The 16,308-nt window shown below is 63.2% G+C and carries 16 protein-coding genes and 2 pseudogenes; 8 read left to right on the top strand and 10 right to left on the bottom strand.

The window, feature by feature from the left end; all coding sequences use genetic code 11:
* The 4 genes and pseudogenes from EN932_RS39710 to rpsF form a co-directional block, all read right to left on the bottom strand.
* Window positions 1-131, bottom strand: a pseudogene (locus EN932_RS39710) (SAM-dependent methyltransferase); the annotation flags it as partial.
* A 301-nt stretch (window positions 132-432) separates the two neighbouring features.
* Window positions 433-1,017, bottom strand: a complete 585-nt coding sequence (rplI, locus tag EN932_RS12735; protein WP_013532521.1) for a 50S ribosomal protein L9 — start codon at window positions 1,015-1,017, stop codon at window positions 433-435.
* Window positions 1,018-1,235: 218 nt separating this feature from the next.
* Window positions 1,236-1,484, bottom strand: coding sequence for a 30S ribosomal protein S18 (gene rpsR / locus EN932_RS12730; RefSeq protein ID WP_006203718.1), 249 nt, complete (start codon window positions 1,482-1,484; stop codon window positions 1,236-1,238).
* Window positions 1,484-1,984 carry a 30S ribosomal protein S6 gene (gene rpsF / locus EN932_RS12725; protein WP_013532520.1) on the bottom strand — a complete coding sequence of 167 codons (501 nt, stop codon included), beginning with the start codon at window positions 1,982-1,984 and terminating at the stop codon, window positions 1,484-1,486. Before rpsF ends, rpsR begins: the two co-directional genes overlap by 1 nt.
* Window positions 1,985-2,436: 452 nt before the next feature.
* Here rpsF and EN932_RS12720 point away from each other — a divergent pair, with 452 nt between their 5' ends.
* The gene (locus EN932_RS12720; RefSeq protein WP_127384837.1) at window positions 2,437-4,098 is read left to right on the top strand and encodes a pilus assembly protein; all 1,662 of its coding nucleotides are present in this window, start codon (window positions 2,437-2,439) and stop codon (window positions 4,096-4,098) included.
* 47 nt (window positions 4,099-4,145) lie between these two features.
* Here the strand turns inward: EN932_RS12720 and EN932_RS12715 are convergent, their stop codons facing one another.
* Window positions 4,146-6,077, bottom strand: a complete 1,932-nt coding sequence (locus tag EN932_RS12715) for an LTA synthase family protein (protein WP_024504319.1) — start codon at window positions 6,075-6,077, stop codon at window positions 4,146-4,148.
* A gap of 277 nt (window positions 6,078-6,354) precedes the next feature.
* Between EN932_RS12715 and fabD the strand changes: the two genes are divergently transcribed.
* The 4 genes from fabD (at window position 6,355) to fabF (ending at window position 9,839) form a co-directional block, all read left to right on the top strand.
* Window positions 6,355-7,296 (top strand): ACP S-malonyltransferase, encoded by a 942-nt coding sequence (gene fabD / locus EN932_RS12710; protein WP_013532517.1) that lies wholly within the window; start codon window positions 6,355-6,357, stop codon window positions 7,294-7,296.
* A gap of 60 nt (window positions 7,297-7,356) precedes the next feature.
* Complete coding sequence (fabG, locus tag EN932_RS12705; RefSeq protein WP_013532516.1) at window positions 7,357-8,094, top strand: 3-oxoacyl-[acyl-carrier-protein] reductase; 738 nt, start codon at window positions 7,357-7,359, stop codon at window positions 8,092-8,094.
* 211 nt (window positions 8,095-8,305) lie between these two features.
* Complete coding sequence (locus EN932_RS12700) at window positions 8,306-8,542, top strand: acyl carrier protein (RefSeq protein ID WP_006203723.1); 237 nt, start codon at window positions 8,306-8,308, stop codon at window positions 8,540-8,542.
* 34 nt (window positions 8,543-8,576) lie between these two features.
* Window positions 8,577-9,839 (top strand): beta-ketoacyl-ACP synthase II, encoded by a 1,263-nt coding sequence (fabF, locus tag EN932_RS12695; RefSeq protein WP_013532515.1) that lies wholly within the window; start codon window positions 8,577-8,579, stop codon window positions 9,837-9,839.
* Here the strand turns inward: fabF and EN932_RS38855 are convergent.
* Window positions 9,827-10,099, bottom strand: coding sequence for a hypothetical protein (locus tag EN932_RS38855; RefSeq protein WP_244514282.1), 273 nt, complete (start codon window positions 10,097-10,099; stop codon window positions 9,827-9,829). The two genes, fabF and EN932_RS38855, sit on opposite strands and share 13 nt — an antisense overlap.
* On the opposite strand from EN932_RS38855, the gene mltG reads away from it, so the two are divergent.
* The 3 genes from mltG (at window position 10,098) to gmk (ending at window position 12,911) form a co-directional block, all read left to right on the top strand.
* Window positions 10,098-11,207, top strand: a complete 1,110-nt coding sequence (gene mltG / locus EN932_RS12690) for an endolytic transglycosylase MltG (protein WP_245268565.1) — start codon at window positions 10,098-10,100, stop codon at window positions 11,205-11,207. The two genes, EN932_RS38855 and mltG, sit on opposite strands and share 2 nt — an antisense overlap.
* Before the next feature lie 153 nt (window positions 11,208-11,360).
* Window positions 11,361-12,251 (top strand): YicC/YloC family endoribonuclease, encoded by an 891-nt coding sequence (locus tag EN932_RS12685; RefSeq protein WP_013532513.1) that lies wholly within the window; start codon window positions 11,361-11,363, stop codon window positions 12,249-12,251.
* Window positions 12,252-12,254: 3 nt separating this feature from the next.
* The gene (gene gmk / locus EN932_RS12680; protein WP_127384836.1) at window positions 12,255-12,911 is read left to right on the top strand and encodes a guanylate kinase; all 657 of its coding nucleotides are present in this window, start codon (window positions 12,255-12,257) and stop codon (window positions 12,909-12,911) included.
* Between the two features lie 48 nt (window positions 12,912-12,959).
* Here gmk and rsmA read toward each other — a convergent pair whose 3' ends face one another.
* From rsmA to EN932_RS12660, 4 genes and pseudogenes are all read right to left on the bottom strand, one after another.
* Window positions 12,960-13,799, bottom strand: coding sequence for a 16S rRNA (adenine(1518)-N(6)/adenine(1519)-N(6))-dimethyltransferase RsmA (gene rsmA / locus EN932_RS12675; RefSeq protein WP_128368858.1), 840 nt, complete (start codon window positions 13,797-13,799; stop codon window positions 12,960-12,962).
* A gap of 10 nt (window positions 13,800-13,809) precedes the next feature.
* Window positions 13,810-14,838: a 4-hydroxythreonine-4-phosphate dehydrogenase PdxA gene (pdxA, locus tag EN932_RS12670; RefSeq protein ID WP_127384835.1), complete on the bottom strand. Its 1,029-nt coding sequence runs from the start codon at window positions 14,836-14,838 to the stop codon at window positions 13,810-13,812.
* A gap of 1 nt (window position 14,839) precedes the next feature.
* Window positions 14,840-15,778: a peptidylprolyl isomerase gene (locus tag EN932_RS12665; RefSeq protein WP_024504313.1), complete on the bottom strand. Its 939-nt coding sequence runs from the start codon at window positions 15,776-15,778 to the stop codon at window positions 14,840-14,842.
* 90 nt (window positions 15,779-15,868) lie between these two features.
* Window positions 15,869-16,308: pseudogene (locus tag EN932_RS12660) on the bottom strand (LPS assembly protein LptD); the annotation flags it as partial.

Raw genomic sequence — 16,308 nt, 5'->3', positions numbered from 1 at the left:
GTCTTGATGTGCATGTGCACCGGCTCGCCGCTGCCGTCGCCGAAAACCACCGCCGTGCCCTTGGGGCCGGTTACCCTAAGATTGCCGGTGCGCACCAAGCGGTCGAGAACGCGCTTCAACAGAATATTCATGACCAAATGTCCCCTCTCGGCCAGACAGGCTGCCTTGGCGCGTGACCGCGAAAATCGGGATCGATTTCGCCGGAGATCTTGCGCCGAACCAAAGTTGCACAGCGTGCTTTGCGCGGCCAAAGGACGCGCGACGCCATAGTCTGCAACAATATATAGGGGTTCGAAAAGTTCCATTTGGCACAAAAATGCCCGGGCGCGAGGCCCGGGCATTGGTCCAGCATGGCTGGATGACGGCAAAGTGATCGGAGCTTGGCGTCAAGTCGTGATCAGCCCCATGGCTCCAATCGCTTGCGACGTGTGATCAGGCGTTGTCTTCGTCGCCTTCGAACTCGGTGTTCGGATCGAAGAAGTTCTCCGGCCGGGCGTTGTCGTTGATGTCGTCGCCATAGATGGCTTCGGCGGTGGTCAGCGTCTCGCCCTTGGCCTGGCGCTCGGCTTCGTCGGCCGTGCGGGCGATGTTGAGCGTGACGGTGACCTCGACTTCCGGATGCAGCGCGATCGCCACATTGGTGACACCGATGGTCTTGATCGGCTGGTTGAGCAGGATCTGGTTGCGGTTGATCGAAAAACCTTCCGCCGTCAGCAGATCGGCGATGTCGCGGGTCGAAACGGAACCGTAAAGCTGACCGGTTTCGCCGGCGGAGCGAACGGCGATGAAGCTCTTGCCGTCGAGCTTTTCAGCGACCTGGGCCGCTTCCGACTTGCGCTCGAGGTTGCGGGCTTCAAGCTGGGCGCGCTGGCCTTCGAACTTCTTCTTGTTGGCTTCGTTGGCGCGCAGCGCCTTGCCCTGCGGCAGCAGGAAGTTACGGGCGAAGCCGTCCTTGACCTTGACGGTATCGCCCATCTGGCCGAGGCGGGAAACGCGTTCGAGAAGAATGACGTCCATGGATTTGTTCCTTTGGTTGGACGCCAATCGATCGATGAGATCGGCGCCGAATGTCTTGGGAACAGGTCAGGAAGCTTGAGCGCCTTTGGCGCTGGTGTCGCTGTCCTGCCTGTGCGGCAGTTAGAGGTTTTGACCTCAACCCGGGATTTGATGTTCAACCCTGCGGCGCCCGTCGCCGTGGGAGAAGAGCGGGCGGCGAACCGCCCGCATTTGAGATATTAGCGAACCACGTAGGGCAGCAGGCCGAGGAAGCGGGCGCGCTTGATCGCCTTGGCGAGTTCGCGCTGCTTCTTCTGGCTGACGGCGGTGATGCGCGACGGCACGATCTTGCCACGCTCGGAAATGTAGCGCTGCAGCAGACGCACGTCCTTGTAGTCGATCTTGGGCGCGTTGGCGCCGGAGAACGGGCAGGTCTTGCGGCGGCGATGGAACGGGCGCCGGGTCGGGATCTGATTGATGTCGACCATTATTCTGCACCCCCTTCAAAGCCTTCGCGCGGACGGCGCGGACCACGATCGGCACCGGCGTCGCCGAACGAGCGCGGCGGACGATCGCCACGGTCGCCGCGATCACGATCGCCGAACGAACGCGGACCACGATCGCCACGGTCACGGTCGCCGAAGCCGCCGCGTTCCGAGCGCTCTTCGCGCTTCTGCATCATGGCCGACGGGCCTTCCTCATGCGCCTCGACCTTGATGGTCAGGAAACGCAGCACGTCTTCGGACAGGCCCATCTGGCGCTCCATCTCGTTGAGCGCGGCCGCCGGGCAATTCAGGTCCATCAGCGTGTAGTAGGCCTTCCGGTTCTTGTTGACCCGGTAGGTGAGGGACTTCAGTCCCCAGTTCTCGACCCGGCCGACGGACCCGCCATTTGCGGAGATGACACCCTTGTACTGTTCGACAAGCGCATCGACCTGCTGCTGCGAGAGGTCCTGCCGGGCAAGAAACACATGTTCGTAAAGAGCCATTATGTCTTATGCCTTTCTTCGTTTCTCTCCCGGTTCCCGGCGGCAAAAGCCTCTGCAACTTCTCTGACCCGCAAACCCTCGAAGGGGCAGGGGGAAGAAAGGAGCATGACGAGACGGTCGAGAGCGGAGACACGGGAGGCGGAAGCACTTCCGGCTTCACACGAAGGTTCTGAAAACCTCCGGCCCTCCGTTCAGCCCCCAGCAAGGACCGGCAGATTGCGGGCGTCTATACAGCAATCCGGCCGCAAAGCAAGGGCAAGCGGCATTCCCGTGTGTCGCAGGCGACGATCGGGAAGCAGCAACGGCCGGAGTCGTGGTTTCCGGCAACCACGTCTTAACCACACCAGCAGGTTGTGTGGAGTTGAAGCCTGGCCGTCAACGGTCGATTCATCATGGAAGGCGCAAAAGCCCGGACAACCGCGCAAAAGCGGCAAGCATTTCCGGGGGTAAGGATGCTTCTCAACAAATTCTGGCGCTCGAAGAGCGGCAATTTCACGCTTGTGCTGGGACTGGGTTTGCCGGTCATCCTGACGGCAGTCGCTTTCGCAACCGATGTCTCGACCCTTATGCGGGCCAAGAGCAATTTGCAGAACGCTCTCGATTCGGCAAACCTTGCTTCTTCGCACCTTGGCGATCTCGACATCACCCGCAATGACGCTTTCAACCGCTATTTCCAGGCCAACATCGTCGGTCATGGCGAGCTCGACAATGCGCAGGCGACGTTGACTGTCGACAAGGGCGTCAACTTCGTCAAGACCAAGGCGGTTGCCTCGGCGGACGTCCATCTCAACTTCGCCTTCCTGTTCGGCGACAGCAAGCACATCGTGGTCGATGCCTCGGCGGTCGAATCGAACAACCAGCTCGAAGTCGTGCTGGTGCTGGACAACACCGGCTCGATGGCCGGCGCGCGGATGACGGCGCTGAGGACGGCGACAAAATCGTTGCTCGACACGCTCGAAGCGGCGAAATCGCCAACGCGCAAGATCCGCGCCTCGCTGGTTCCTTTCGTGACGGCCGTCAACGTCAATGGCGACGGCTTCGACCCGTCCTGGATCGACATGGACGGCAAGTCCTCAACCAACGGCGTCAATTTTCCCGTCATCTACGGCAAGCGGCCGAACCACATGGCGCTTTTCAAACAGCTCAAGAAGACCGGATGGGCCGATGCCGGATGGAATGGCACCGGATGGAAAGGTTGCGTCGAGGCGCGGCCAGGCGCTTACAATATCTCCGACACGCCACCCGACCCGGCCAAGCCCGACACGCTGTTCGTGCCCTACTTTGCGCCGGATGATCCCGAAGACGCCCAGAAGCCGTCTGGCTCCTATGGCAATTCGGATAAATACTACAACAACTCCTATCTCAACGATGTCAGCGACAAAACCAGGCTTGCCCAGTCGGGCATCAACATTCTGGGCATCGATCTCAGCAACCTGCTCGGCAATCTCATTGAACTTCTGTCGCCCGATGACAGGGATGCCAGGGAAAAGATCGCCAAATATGTTGCGCCCGCCAAGGAACTCATCACCGAGATCGGCTCTCCCATCACTGTCGGCCCGAACCGTGCGTGTCCGACCCCGGTGGTCCCCCTGACCGACGATTTCGACAAGCTGCGCAAGGCGGCCAGTCAGATGACCGAGTGGAATGGCTCGGGTACCAATGTCTCCGAGGGCCTGTCGTGGGGTATGCGCGTGCTGTCGCCTGCCGCGCCCTACACCGACGGAGCGCCGTGGAAGACGCCTGGGATCAGTAAGATAGTGCTGTTGCTCACCGACGGCGAGAACGTCGTCTATGGCGCCAGCGAACAAGAATCGACAAAGTCGGATTACACATCCTATGGCTATCTGGCTGGCGGCCGCTTCGGATCGGACAACCAGACGACCGCTGCGCGCAATGTCGACGGCTGGACCAAAAACGTTTGCACGCAATTGAAGAACGAGGGCGTGCAGATCTACACCATGGTGCTGCAATCCGACACCGCAGCCAACCGTGCGCTTTACAGCGCCTGCGCCTCGGATCCGAGCAACTATTATGCCGTCAACGATCCGACCAAACTGCCGAACGTGTTCCTTCAGATCGCCAACAATTTCACGAAGCTGCAATTGACCAACTGAACACGCGAACCGAGACGGACCAGCAGGCTCCGAGGGAATCGCTGGCCTCAACTCGTATGCGCGGCGACAATCTTGTCGACCGTTTCGGGGAAGAAGTCGGGCGCCGCGTGGCGTTTGCCGAACATCATATCGTACTGCAGCAGGCGGAAATCGCGGATCGCCGGATCGATCTCCTTCTGCCGCGCCCAATCGGGCGTGGCCTCGCCAGCCGGCGTCAGCAGCAAATTGCGGTCGACGACACGGTAGTGTTCGCTCATCTCGCCCAGGAAGCCGGTGTAGTAGGGATGGCTGATGCCGGCCGTCTTCAGGATATGATAGGGCAGGAAGGCCGGGCTGACGGCGCCCATGTGCTCAGCCGGCCCGGTGCGGTTCGACCAGATGACCAGCGGCGTCTCATGATGCTCGAGGGCAGCCTCGGGCGACGCTTCCTTGCGCGGCGCGACATTGTCCTTCAGGAAGCCGGTTTCGACATAAACCGGCCCGAGCGGCGGCAGATGGTCGCCGAAGAAGGCGATTACGGTTGGGCGGGAGCGTGTCTTTGCCCATTCGACGAGGCGTTCGAGACCGCGATCGGCATCGGCTGAGCCTTCGGCGTAGCTGAGCAGCGATTCGCGCGCCCACTGACTGATCGGCGCCTGCACCCTGTGCGTGGGACTGTAATAGCGGTTCGGTTCGTAGGGACCGTGGTTTTGCAGGCTGACCGCAAAGAAGAACACCGGCTCTTCGCTGGCGTCGGCCTCGCTGATGATCTCGTCGGTCATCGCGGCATCCGATGCCAGTGGCCCGCGCTTTTGCATTGGCGGCAGCGTCTCTTCCGACTTGAAATCGTTGAAGCCGAAATCGGCGTAGACCGCGCCACGGTTCCAGAACCAGTTGGTGCCCGGATGGATGGCGCGCGCCCGATAACCCTGGCTCTTGAGGAAGGTTGCCAGCGACGGCGTCGGCGTGCGCACATATTGCTGGTAGGGGATGCTGCCGGCCGGCAGGAACGCGTTGGAGAAGCCGGTCAGCGCCTCGAACTCGATATTGGCGGTCATGCCGCCGAACTCCGGCGAGAACATCGAGCCGGAGCGCAGCGCCCGCACATTGGGGATCGGATCGGGCGTGATGGTGACGCCGGGCAGCTTGGTCGGGTCCCAGAAGGACTCGCTCATGACGATGATGATGTCAGGCTTCTCGGCCGGCACCGAGGCGGTCACATCGGGCCTGGCGATCGCCGCGATCGCCTTGTCGGAATAGCCCGGCGGCGCAGAGACATGCGCCATCGGCACATTGAGCGCAAAGGCCAGCGCAAAACCGTTGGAGGCATAGTTTTCCTTCTGGTCCCACATGATCGGGATGATCTGCAACCGGTCCCTGGTCCAGGAGAAGGTGGCATAGTCCATGATCGAAACGAAGAAGGCGAGCAGCGGCACTGCCAGCGTCAGCCGCGCAAGGCGTCCCTTGCGGCTGAGTGCGGGAACCTTGCGGCGCCACATCCGCCAGCCATAGACGAGCAGCGACAGGCCGGCGACGATGCCGACGACCATGGCGAGCGCGGTCATCGGCCGGTCGCGCACCAAAAGCGGCAACAGCGCAAAGATCTGGCGGGCATAGAGGAAATCGGTCGGATAGAGCGGATCGCCGAGATAATGCGACTTCTGGTGGCCGACGAAGGCAAGCGATAGCGTCAGCGGCGCGACGATCATCAGGCTCTGATGGCTGCGGCCCAGCACCGCATCGAGGCCGATCAGGATCAGCGCGAACACGACGATGGTGGTCCAGCCCGGCTTGAGCGGCTGCAGGAAGAAGGAGACCGTGCCGGCAAAGTCGCCGCGCACGATCAGTTCGATGGCAAACACCAGGACGGCGGCGATCGCCAGGCTGATCAGCCCATAGCGCACGACCGGCCATCTCCTGCCCGGCAGATAGCCGGTGGAGGGGTCGTCTTCCAGGAACTGTGGCGCGGCCTTGCCGGCGCGTTTGTAACTCTTTGCCACTTTAACTTCCCCACCCAGCGACAAGCACGTCACTCGATTGTCATGGAATTGTCACGCAAAGCTAGCGCCTGTGGCCAAAATAAGAAGAGCCAGCAAACGAATCGTGAGCGGTTTTCATCAGGAGTGATCGCCAAAAAGCCTTTCGGAACAGGCACTCGGCGGATGAAGCTGCCGTCGAGCAGGGTCGAACCGGGCTTGACTTGGCGGCCTGCCTTGCGTCACAGGCAAGAAAAACTCGTCTATCAGGCAAGCAAAACCAGCCCTTGGGAGCCCGCGCATGGCCGTTGCATTCACCTTTCCTGGACAAGGCAGCCAGGCAGTCGGCATGGGCAAGGATCTCGCCGAGGCCTTTCCCGAGGCGCGCAGAATTTTCCAGGAAGTCGACGACGCGCTCGGCGAAAACCTGTCGAAGCTGATCTGGGAAGGGCCGGAAGAGACGTTGATGCTGACCGCCAACGCGCAGCCGGCGCTGATGGCGGTGTCGCTGGCCGCGATCCGGGCGCTGGAATCGCGCGGCTTCTCGCTGAAAGGCAAGGTCGCCTATGTCGCCGGTCATTCGCTGGGCGAATATTCGGCGCTCGCGGCCGCTGGCTTCGTTTCGGTTGCCGATGCCGCCAGGCTGCTGCGCATCCGCGGCAATGCCATGCAGGCGGCGGTGCCGGCCGGCGAGGGCGCCATGGCGGCGATCATCGGATTGGAACAGGCCGATGTCGAAGCCGCTTGCGCGGAAGCCGCCAAAGGCTCCGTCTGCCAGATCGCCAACGACAATGGCGGCGGCCAACTGGTCATTTCCGGCGCCAGGGCCGCGGTCGAACTGGCGGCGAAACTGTGCACTGAGAAAGGCGCCAAGCGCGCACTGATGCTGCAGGTGTCCGCGCCCTTCCATTCGGCGCTGATGGCGCCGGCCGCGAACGTCATGCGCGACGCACTCGCCGGTGTGACAAAGAATGCGCCGGTCGTTCCCGTCCTCTCCAATGTCACGGTCAGCCCGACCAGCGATCCGGACGAGATCGCCCGCCGCCTGGTCGAGCAGATAACCGGCCGCGTACGTTGGCGCGAGACCGTGGAGTGGTTCGGCGCAAATGGCGTCACCACGCTTTACGAGATTGGCGCCGGCAAGGTGCTTTCGGGATTGGCGCGGCGCATCAACCGCGACATCGCCACTGCGTCGGTCGGCTCGGCGGCTGAGGTCGAGGCAACGCTAGCAGCGCTTGCATAAAGCCCCATTTGATCCCATTCCCTGCAAAAGGGGTGTTCTCTTCTCAATCAGGAGACAAAAATGTTCGAATTGACTGGCCGCAAGGCGCTCGTCACCGGCGCATCGGGAGGCATCGGCGAGGCGATCGCCCGGATGCTGCATGCGCAAGGCGCGATCGTCGGCCTGCATGGCACCCGCGTCGAGAAACTGGAGGCGCTGGCTAGCGAGCTTGGCGACCGGGTCAAGCTGTTCCCGGCCAATTTGTCCAACCGTGACGAGGTCAAGGCGCTCGGCCAGAAAGCCGAGGCCGATCTCGAAGGCGTCGACATCCTGGTCAACAACGCCGGCATCACCAAGGACGGGCTGTTCGTGCGCATGTCGGATGCCGATTGGGACAGCGTGATCGAGGTCAATCTGACCGCCGTTTTCCGGCTCACCCGCGAACTCACCCATCCGATGATGCGCCGCCGCCATGGCCGCATCATCAACATCACCTCGGTGGTCGGCGTGACCGGCAATCCCGGCCAGACCAATTACTGCGCCTCCAAGGCCGGCATGATCGGCTTCTCCAAGTCGCTGGCGCAGGAGATCGCCACCCGCAACATCACAGTTAACTGTGTTGCACCAGGCTTCATCGAATCGGCAATGACCGACAAGCTCAACGACAAGCAGAAAGAGGCGATCATGGCGGCGATCCCGACGCGGCGCATGGGCACCAGCGTCGAAGTCGCGTCCGCCGTCGCTTATCTCGCCTCCAACGAAGCCGCCTACGTCACCGGCCAGACCATCCACGTAAATGGCGGCATGGCTATGATTTGAACGAGGTTCTGCAGCAACGCCGGCGGGTTGTGTAAAGAGACCATTTCGGCTTGGACCTCAGCTATTTTTCGTGTAATGCGGCCCGCAACCCGGCGGTTCGGGCAAAAATCGGTCCGTAGTCGTTGCGTTTCCGGCAGGACCATCTTTCAGCTTGATTAGCGGCATTCTGCCCGCTAACGAAGACAGACAAACAAAAGACGAGGATGCCCAAATGAGTGACACCGCAGAGCGCGTCAAGAAGATCGTCATCGAGCACCTTGGCGTCGATGCCGACAAAGTGACGGAGCAGGCGAGCTTCATCGATGATCTGGGCGCCGACAGCCTCGACACGGTCGAACTCGTCATGGCGTTCGAAGAAGAATTCGGCGTCGAGATCCCCGACGACGCGGCCGAGACCATCCTGACCGTCGGCGATGCCGTGAAGTACATCGACAAGGCTTCGGCCTGACGCTTTCTGCAGTCATCACCGGGGAGGACCTGCGATGAGGCGTGTCGTCGTCACGGGCCTTGGCTTGCTGTCGCCGTTCGGCATGGGCTTCGAGCACAGCTGGAAGGAGCTTCTGACCGGCCGCAGCGCTGCCAAGCGCATCACCGAGTTCGAGGTGGAGGACCTTGCTTGCAAGATCGCCCATGTCATTCCGCGTGGTGACGGCAGCAATGCCACCTTCAATCCCGAGGCCGTGCTCGAGCCGAAGGAATTGCGCAAGATCGGCGACTTCATCCTGTACGGGATTGCCGCCGCCGACGAGGCGCTGAAGGATTCCGGTTGGGAACCCAAGACGCATGAAGAGCAATGCGCCACCGGCGTCCTGATCGGCTCCGGCATCGGCGGCATCGAGGGCATCGCCGAGAACGCGATGATCCTCAAGGAACGCGGCCCGCGCCGCATCAGCCCCTTCTTCATCCCGGGCCAGATCATCAATCTCGTCTCCGGGCAGGTTTCGATCCGGCACGGGCTGAAAGGCCCGAACCATGCCGTCGTCACGGCCTGTTCGACCGGCGCGCACGCCATTGGCGATGCTGCCCGGCTGATCATGTGGGGCGATGCCGACGTGATGGTCGCCGGTGGCGCCGAAGCGCCGGTGACGCGGCTGTCGATCGCCGGGTTCGCCGCATGCCGGGCACTGTCGACGGAACGCAATGATTCGCCGCAAACGGCGTCGCGCCCCTATGATCGCGACCGCGACGGCTTCGTCATGGGCGAGGGCGCCGGCGTTGTCGTGCTCGAGGAGCTCGAACATGCCAAAGCGCGCGGCGCCAAGATCTATGCCGAGGTGACGGGTTATGGTCTCACCGGCGACGCGCATCACATCACGGCGCCCGCCGAGGATGGCGATGGTGCCTTCCGTTGCATGACGGCGGCACTCAACCGGGCCAAGCTTACGCCTGCCGACGTCGACTACATCAACGCGCACGGCACCTCGACCATGGCCGACACGATCGAGCTCGGCGCTGTCGAGCGGCTTGTCGGCAATGCCGCATCGAAGATCTCGATGTCGTCGACCAAGTCGTCGATCGGCCATCTGCTTGGGGCGGCCGGTGCCGCCGAAGCGATCTTCTCGATCCTTGCCATCAGGGACAATGTCGCGCCGCCGACCATCAACCTCGACAACCCCGAACGCGAAACCGCGATCGACCTGGTGCCGAACAAGCCGCGCGCCCGCCAGATCGACGTGGCGCTGTCCAATTCGTTCGGCTTTGGCGGGACCAATGCGTCGCTGGTCTTCCAGCGCTACAATGGCTGATCGTCCGGCTGCCGGGCGACGCTTTGGCGTGCCGTCAATTTTGCCATATTCGCCTCTACTCTGCCGCTGGGGATTCGTTGGGCGATCAAACGGTAGGGCGAAATGAACACAAATCCGGCAGGCAACGGAGAATTCGGGCAACGGCCGGCAACATCCGGACCGATCGTGCCGAAAACGGCCAGCGAGGCGTTGCGGCCAGAGGCCGGCACGCCGCCGCCGAAGCGCTCGCGTGCGTCACGCAGCCAGGTCGTCGTGTTCATGAACTTCGTCATCTCCTCGGTGATGCTGGTGGTTCTGGCGGCCGGCGTCGCGGTCTATTTCGGCAAGCAGGAATTCACCGAGCCCGGACCCTCCGCTAATGGCGATACCTTCCTGGTCAAGCCGAACACCGGCGTCCAGGATATCGCCGACCAGCTCGAACGCCGCGGACTGATCAGTGATGCCCGGGTATTCCGCCTTGGCGTGCGCGCCTTCGGCAATGATTCGGCGCTGAAAGCCGGCGAGTACGAGATCAAGCCCAGGGCTTCCATGCGCGATATCATGGAGCTTCTGAAGAGCGGCAAGTCGGTGATGTATTCGCTGACCATCCCTGAAGGACTGACTGTCGACCAGGCATTGCAGCGCATCGCCGAGGAGACTGCCTTGAGCGGCGACATGCCGGCAACCACGCCGCCGGAGGGCAGCCTCGCCACCGACACGCTGCGCTTCACGCGCGGCGCGACACGCCAGCAGATGGTCGACAAGCTGCTTGCGGATCAGAAGAAGCTGGTTGACGATGTCTGGCAGCGGCGCGCGCCGGACCTGCCGCTGGCCAACGTCGAGGAGTTCGTCACGCTGGCTTCGATTGTCGAGAAAGAGACGGGCAAGGGTGACGAGCGTTCACGGGTTGCCGCCGTCTTCCTGAACCGGCTTGCCAAGGGCATGCGCCTGCAATCCGATCCGACCATCATCTACGGGCTGTTCGGCGGCAAGGGAAAGCCGGCGGACCGGCCGATCTACCAGTCGGATATCCAGAAACAGACCCCCTACAACACCTATGTGATCAACGGCTTGCCGCCGACGCCGATCGCCAATCCGGGTCGTGCAGCGCTGGAGGCGGTGGCCAACCCATCGAAGACCGACGACCTCTATTTCGTCGCCGACGGCACCGGTGGGCACGTCTTTGCCGCGACGCTGGACGAGCACAACGAGAATGTCGCCCGCTATCGCGCTCTGCAGAAGAAGCAGGCGGATGACGTCGCCAAAGCCGCCAAGACGACCGGCGGCGGCGACAGCGATGCCGTCAAGCCGGCGGACGGTGGGCCGGCCGACAGTGGGCCGGCTGACGGTGCCGACGACAGCGGCGGTGACGCGGGCGCTGCCCAGTAGAATGAAGAAAGGCGTTGCCCGACAGGCGACGCCCTGACATTTGCAAGAGCGCCGCGCGTCCGATTTCGACGCGCCTGCGCAGTCATTTTCAAGCCGCACTTGCTCTGTCCGGAAAGCCGGTTCGGGGCAATGTGCCAGGGACGTGTGGGCGATATGAATTTGCAGAGCATGACCGGTTTTGCACGTGCCGTCGCCGAGCACGAAGGCACTTCGATCGCCTGGGAGGTCAAGTCCGTCAACGGCAAGAGCGTCGAAGTACGGCTGCGGCTGCCGCAAGGCTTCGAGCGGTTGGAACCGGCTGTCCGGCAGATACTTCAGAAACGTTTTGCACGCGGCAATTTTCAGGCGACGCTGACCATCGGCCGTGCCGTCGGCGCGCAGGCGCAGCCGGTCGTCAACGAAGCCTTCCTGAAGGACCTGGCTGGGCTCGCCAAGCGGCTGCAGGAGCAGTTCGGCGTTGCTGCGGCGACCTCGGATGGATTGCTTTCGCTGCGTGGCGTGCTCGACATTCCCGAGACTGTCGAAACCGAGGAGGCGAGGGCTGCGCTCGATGCCGCGATCATGGCCGCGCTCGAAGTGGCCTTGAACGGGCTCGAACAGGCTCGGCAGGGCGAAGGGGCCGCGCTGGCTTTGCTGCTGTCGGGTCATATCGACACAATCGAGGCGCTGACGCTGCGGGCAGAAGTGGATCCATCCCGCGAGACCGCGGTGATCCGGGAACGCATCGCCGAGCAGGTCAGGCTGCTGATGGACGCTTCCGCCAATTTGGATGCCACCCGACTGCACATGGAGGCCGCGTTCCTGGCCACCAAGGCCGATATTCGCGAAGAGATCGACCGGCTGAAAACGCATGTCGCATCCGGCCGGGCACTGCTGGTGGGCGGCGGCGCGGTCGGTCGCAAGCTCGATTTTCTGGCACAGGAATTTAACCGCGAATCGAATACGCTGTGTTCCAAGTCGAATGCCGCCGCCATCACCGCGATCGGGCTGGACCTGAAGGCGGTGGTCGACCAGTTTCGTGAACAGATCCAGAATCTGGAGTAGCCGATGGTTGCCAAGGATTTGGGGTCCCGCATTCGCCGCCGGGGCCTGATGCTCGTCCTGTCGTCGCCGTCTGGCGCCGGCAAGTCGACGATCGCGCGCAATCTTCTGGAAAGCGATTCCAGCCTCGAACTGTCGGTCTCGGTCACCACCAGGCCGCGCCGCGGCAGCGAGATCGAAGGCGTCCACTATCATTTCCGGACGATGCGCGAACTCGAGCGGCTTCGTGATTCAGACGCGCTGCTGGAGTGGGCCGAGGTGCATGGCAATTGCTATGCGACACCGCGCGAGCCTGCCGAACTGGCGCTGTCTGAAGGGCGCGACATGCTCTTCGACATCGACTGGCAGGGCGCCCAGCAGCTCAAGGAGAAGATGCGCGCCGACATCGTCTCGATCTTCATCCTGCCGCCATCGATGAAGGAGTTGAAGGCACGGCTGAAGCGCCGCGCCGAAGACCAGGAAGCGGTGATCGAAACGCGGTTGAAAAACGCCCGCAACGAGATCGAGCACTGGAAGGAATATGATTTCGTCATCGTCAATGACGACCTCGACCGCGCCTTCGCCGAAGTGCGCGGCATCGTCGTCGCCGAGCGGCTGAGACGCGACCGCCGGCCAGGCCTGTTCGATTTCGTCTCGGGACTGTTGGACGAGAAGACGGGTTGAGGCGGTGAAGCGCCAATCTCCCCCACGAGGGGGCAGATCGGCAGCTTCTTACACCGCGTTTGTCAACCTTACAAATTCCTCGACGCTGAGCGTCTCGGCGCGGCGTGTCGGATCGATGCCGGCGCGGTCGAGCAGGGCCTCGCCGCCGAGGCTCTTAACGCTTTGCCGCAGCATCTTGCGACGTTGGCCGAAGGCGGCTTCTGTGACGCGGCCGAGTTTCTTCACCTCGGTGGGCAGGGGCATCGGGCGCGGCACAAGACGCACCACCGAGGAGGTGACCTTTGGCGGCGGCGTGAATGCCTGTGGCGGTACGTCGAAGGCGATCCTCGCCTCCGTCCGCCAGCCGGCAAGGACCCCCAGCCGGCCATAGCTGTCGCTGCCGGCGGGAGCGACGATGCGCTCGGCCACCTCGCGCTGGAACATCAAAGTCATCGAGGTGTAGAAAGGCGGCCAGTCGCTGACGGTCAACCAGCGCACCAGCAGCTCCGTGCCGATGTTGTAGGGCAGGTTGGCCACGATCTTGACCGGGCCGCCATTGCCGGTCGCTCGACTGGCAAGGCCCGTGAAATCCGTCTTCAGCGCATCGCCCGAAACAACCTCCAGCCGGCCGGGATAGTGGTCGGACACTTCGGCAAGAGCAGCCAGGCAACGTTCGTCGCGCTCTATGGCGATCACCTGGCGCGCTCCGTTGGCAAGCAAGGCGCGGGTCAGCCCGCCGGGACCGGGGCCGACCTCGATGACGGTTGCATCGGACAAGTCGCCGGCGGTGCGGGCGATCTTGCCGGTGAGGTTGAGGTCGAGCAGGAAATTCTGGCCGAGCGCCTTCTTCGCCTGCAGCCCATGCCGCTCGATCACCTCGCGCAGCGGCGGCAGCCCGTCGATGCTCATGCCCGAGATCTCATACGGCAACCGCCTTGGTGTTCGTGTCGGCCAGCCGCCGGGCAAGCTTCAGCGCCGCTATCAGGCTGTCGGGCCGCGCCACACCCTTGCCGGCGATGTCGAAGGCCGTGCCGTGGTCGGGCGAGGTGCGGATGAAGGGCAGGCCGAGCGTGACATTGACCGCCTCGTCGAAAGCCAGCGCCTTGGCCGGGATAAGCGCCTGGTCGTGATACATGCAAAGGGCCGCGTCGTAACCAGCCCGCGCCCGGACATGGAACAACGTGTCGGCCGGCAAAGGGCCGAAAGCGTCGATGCCTTCGGCGCGCAGGATGTCGACCGCCGGGCGCACGATCCGCTCGTCTTCGAGGCCCATGGCGCCGCCTTCGCCGGCATGTGGATTGAGCCCGGCAATCGCCAGCCGTGGCCTGGCGATGCCGAAGCGGCCGGCAAGGTCGGCAGCGGTGATGCGCGCGGTGGCGACGATCAGTTCGGTGGTCAGTGCCTTCGGCACCTCGGCCAACGCTATGTGGATGGTGACGGGAACGGTGCGCAGGTCGGGTCCTGCCAGCATCATCACCGGCATCGCCTCGACACCGCTGTGCCGAGCCGCCAGATGCGCCAGATATTCGGTGTGGCCGGGAAAGCGAAAGCCGGCATCGTAGAGCGGCTTCTTGGCGATGGGGCAGGTGACCACGGCCGAGGCTTCGCGGGCAAGGCAATCGGCGACGGCGCGGTCGATGGCCTCGATGGTGGCGGCCGCATTGGCCGGATCCGGCTGGCCGGGGCTGTCGATGCAGCCTGCAGCCAGCGGAACGATCGGCAAGGCGCGGGCAAAGACCTGCGCCGCTTGTGCCGGGGTGGCTTCGGCGATCGGCAGCGAGAGGCCGAGCAGGCGCGCCCGGGAGGCGATCAGCGCCGGATCGGCGAGCAGGTAGAAGGGGGGCAGGGCGGCAGCTTCACGCGCCATGAAGGCGGCGATGGCGATCTCCGGCCCAATGCCGGACGGATCGCCGGCGCTCAACGCGAGCGCAGTCACTGCGTTGCCCACGTCAGCGCTTGACGATGCGGGCTTTTGCCTTCAGCTCGTCGACATATTTCTTGCTGAGCGCGTCGGCATCCTTGTCGCCGCCGGAGCCTTCGGCCTGGAACGCCATCTGGGCAACCTTGTCGTCGGACACTTCGCGCGACGAGCAGATGCCGATGAATTCGACGCCGCGTTCAGTTTCGCGCGTGACGGTGGCACCGCCGACTTTGGTAGCTTTGATCTGCTCGGCCCAGTCCGGCGGCAGTTGCGGCGCCAGCACCCGGCCCAGATCGCGAACGGTGACGTCGATCAGGCCCTTGGCGAATTCGCGCGTCGTGTTGCAGCCGTTGAAGCGGGCGCGCATGGCGTCGGCCTCTCGCTTGCGTTTGCCCAGCGTCGCGCTGCGTTCAGCCGCCGGCACCACGAAGATGACCTGCTGCAGCATGTATTCGGTGGCGCTCGGTTTGGCGCCGCCTTTTTCGAGCATCTTCCTGACGAGATCCTGTTCGCTGACGGCGCCGGTGCCGTCGCCGGAACGGTAGCGCGCGCTCAAGGCCTGGTTCCAGGCCATCTGGGCGCGGATGAATTCCTTGAAGTGGCTCTTAGTGACGCCCGACTTCTCCATGACGCCGTCGAGCTGGCTGAGCTGCATCTTGTTGCTCGAGGCAAAGCGCTGGTACGCGGCATCGACCTGGGCGTCGCTGATGCGGATACCAAGCCGCTTGGCCTCGGCCATACGCAACGTCTGGTCGATCATTTCCTGGCCGGCATCGCCCTTCTTGCGCTGCAGCTTCAGGAAGGCGGCGCGATGGGCGATGTCGCCGGTGGTGACAGGAATGTCGTTGACGACGTATTTGATCTCGCTGGCGAAAGCCGGCGGCGCCATTACGGTGATCGACACGGACGTCGCCGCCACGAGCAACGCGAAACCTGCTGAAAAGAGGTATTTCCTCATCGTTGGCATCCCAATTCTATCCCGGTCCCGCCCAATTTGATCTTTCCAGGTGCGCGAAATCCGTGCCAGCCCTATGCGGCGAAACGATGTCGCCGATTGTTACTGGATCGTGTCGACGGCACTGGTCGACGAGCCGAAATCGCCGAGGGTGCGGAACGACAGATTGAAGCCGATGGTCTGCGACACCTCCCTGGTGTTCAGATCGCGCGACTGCGAGTAGGTCATCAAATAAGTGAAGCAGGAATCGTTGTAGGCGAAGCCGACGCCGTCCTTGACCAGCAGGCTCTGCTGCAGGTCGTAGGTTCCTGTGCCGAAGACGCGCCAGTTTTCGGCCAGATGCGTGGATGCACCAAGCGTGACCTCGTGGCGGTCGGTGGTGAAGCCGTACAGCGGCTGGGCCTGGATGAAGGCGTATTTGGCGCTCAGCGACACAGGCAGGCCGGAATAGGCGGCCTTCACCTCGGCGCGGCGGATCTCGAAGCTCTGTTCGTCGAAACGGCCGCTGACCGAGGCCGCGAAGCCGTTGGGGCTGTTGATGC

It is taken from the genome of Mesorhizobium sp. M7A.F.Ca.US.002.01.1.1, from assembly GCF_004022955.1.
Taxonomy (GTDB): domain Bacteria; phylum Pseudomonadota; class Alphaproteobacteria; order Rhizobiales; family Rhizobiaceae; genus Mesorhizobium; species Mesorhizobium ciceri.
This window is presented reverse-complemented; position numbering and strand designations above follow the sequence as displayed.

Excerpts from the sequence above, each read along its gene's own strand:
- rplI (WP_013532521.1), bottom strand. The coding sequence starts at position 1,017 with ATGGACGTCATTCTTCTCGAACGCGTTTCCCGCCTCGGCCAGATGGGC.
- rpsR (WP_006203718.1), bottom strand. The coding sequence starts at position 1,484 with ATGGTCGACATCAATCAGATCCCGACCCGGCGCCCGTTCCATCGCCGC.
- rpsF (WP_013532520.1), bottom strand. The coding sequence starts at position 1,984 with ATGGCTCTTTACGAACATGTGTTTCTTGCCCGGCAGGACCTCTCGCAG.
- EN932_RS12720 (WP_127384837.1), top strand. The coding sequence starts at position 2,437 with ATGCTTCTCAACAAATTCTGGCGCTCGAAGAGCGGCAATTTCACGCTT.
- fabD (WP_013532517.1), top strand. The coding sequence starts at position 6,355 with ATGGCCGTTGCATTCACCTTTCCTGGACAAGGCAGCCAGGCAGTCGGC.
- fabG (WP_013532516.1), top strand. The coding sequence starts at position 7,357 with ATGTTCGAATTGACTGGCCGCAAGGCGCTCGTCACCGGCGCATCGGGA.
- EN932_RS12700 (WP_006203723.1), top strand. The coding sequence starts at position 8,306 with ATGAGTGACACCGCAGAGCGCGTCAAGAAGATCGTCATCGAGCACCTT.
- fabF (WP_013532515.1), top strand. The coding sequence starts at position 8,577 with ATGAGGCGTGTCGTCGTCACGGGCCTTGGCTTGCTGTCGCCGTTCGGC.
- mltG (WP_245268565.1), top strand. The coding sequence starts at position 10,098 with ATGAACTTCGTCATCTCCTCGGTGATGCTGGTGGTTCTGGCGGCCGGC.
- EN932_RS38855 (WP_244514282.1), bottom strand. The coding sequence starts at position 10,099 with ATGAACACGACGACCTGGCTGCGTGACGCACGCGAGCGCTTCGGCGGC.
- EN932_RS12685 (WP_013532513.1), top strand. The coding sequence starts at position 11,361 with ATGAATTTGCAGAGCATGACCGGTTTTGCACGTGCCGTCGCCGAGCAC.
- gmk (WP_127384836.1), top strand. The coding sequence starts at position 12,255 with ATGGTTGCCAAGGATTTGGGGTCCCGCATTCGCCGCCGGGGCCTGATG.
- rsmA (WP_128368858.1), bottom strand. The coding sequence starts at position 13,799 with ATGAGCATCGACGGGCTGCCGCCGCTGCGCGAGGTGATCGAGCGGCAT.
- EN932_RS12665 (WP_024504313.1), bottom strand. The coding sequence starts at position 15,778 with ATGCCAACGATGAGGAAATACCTCTTTTCAGCAGGTTTCGCGTTGCTC.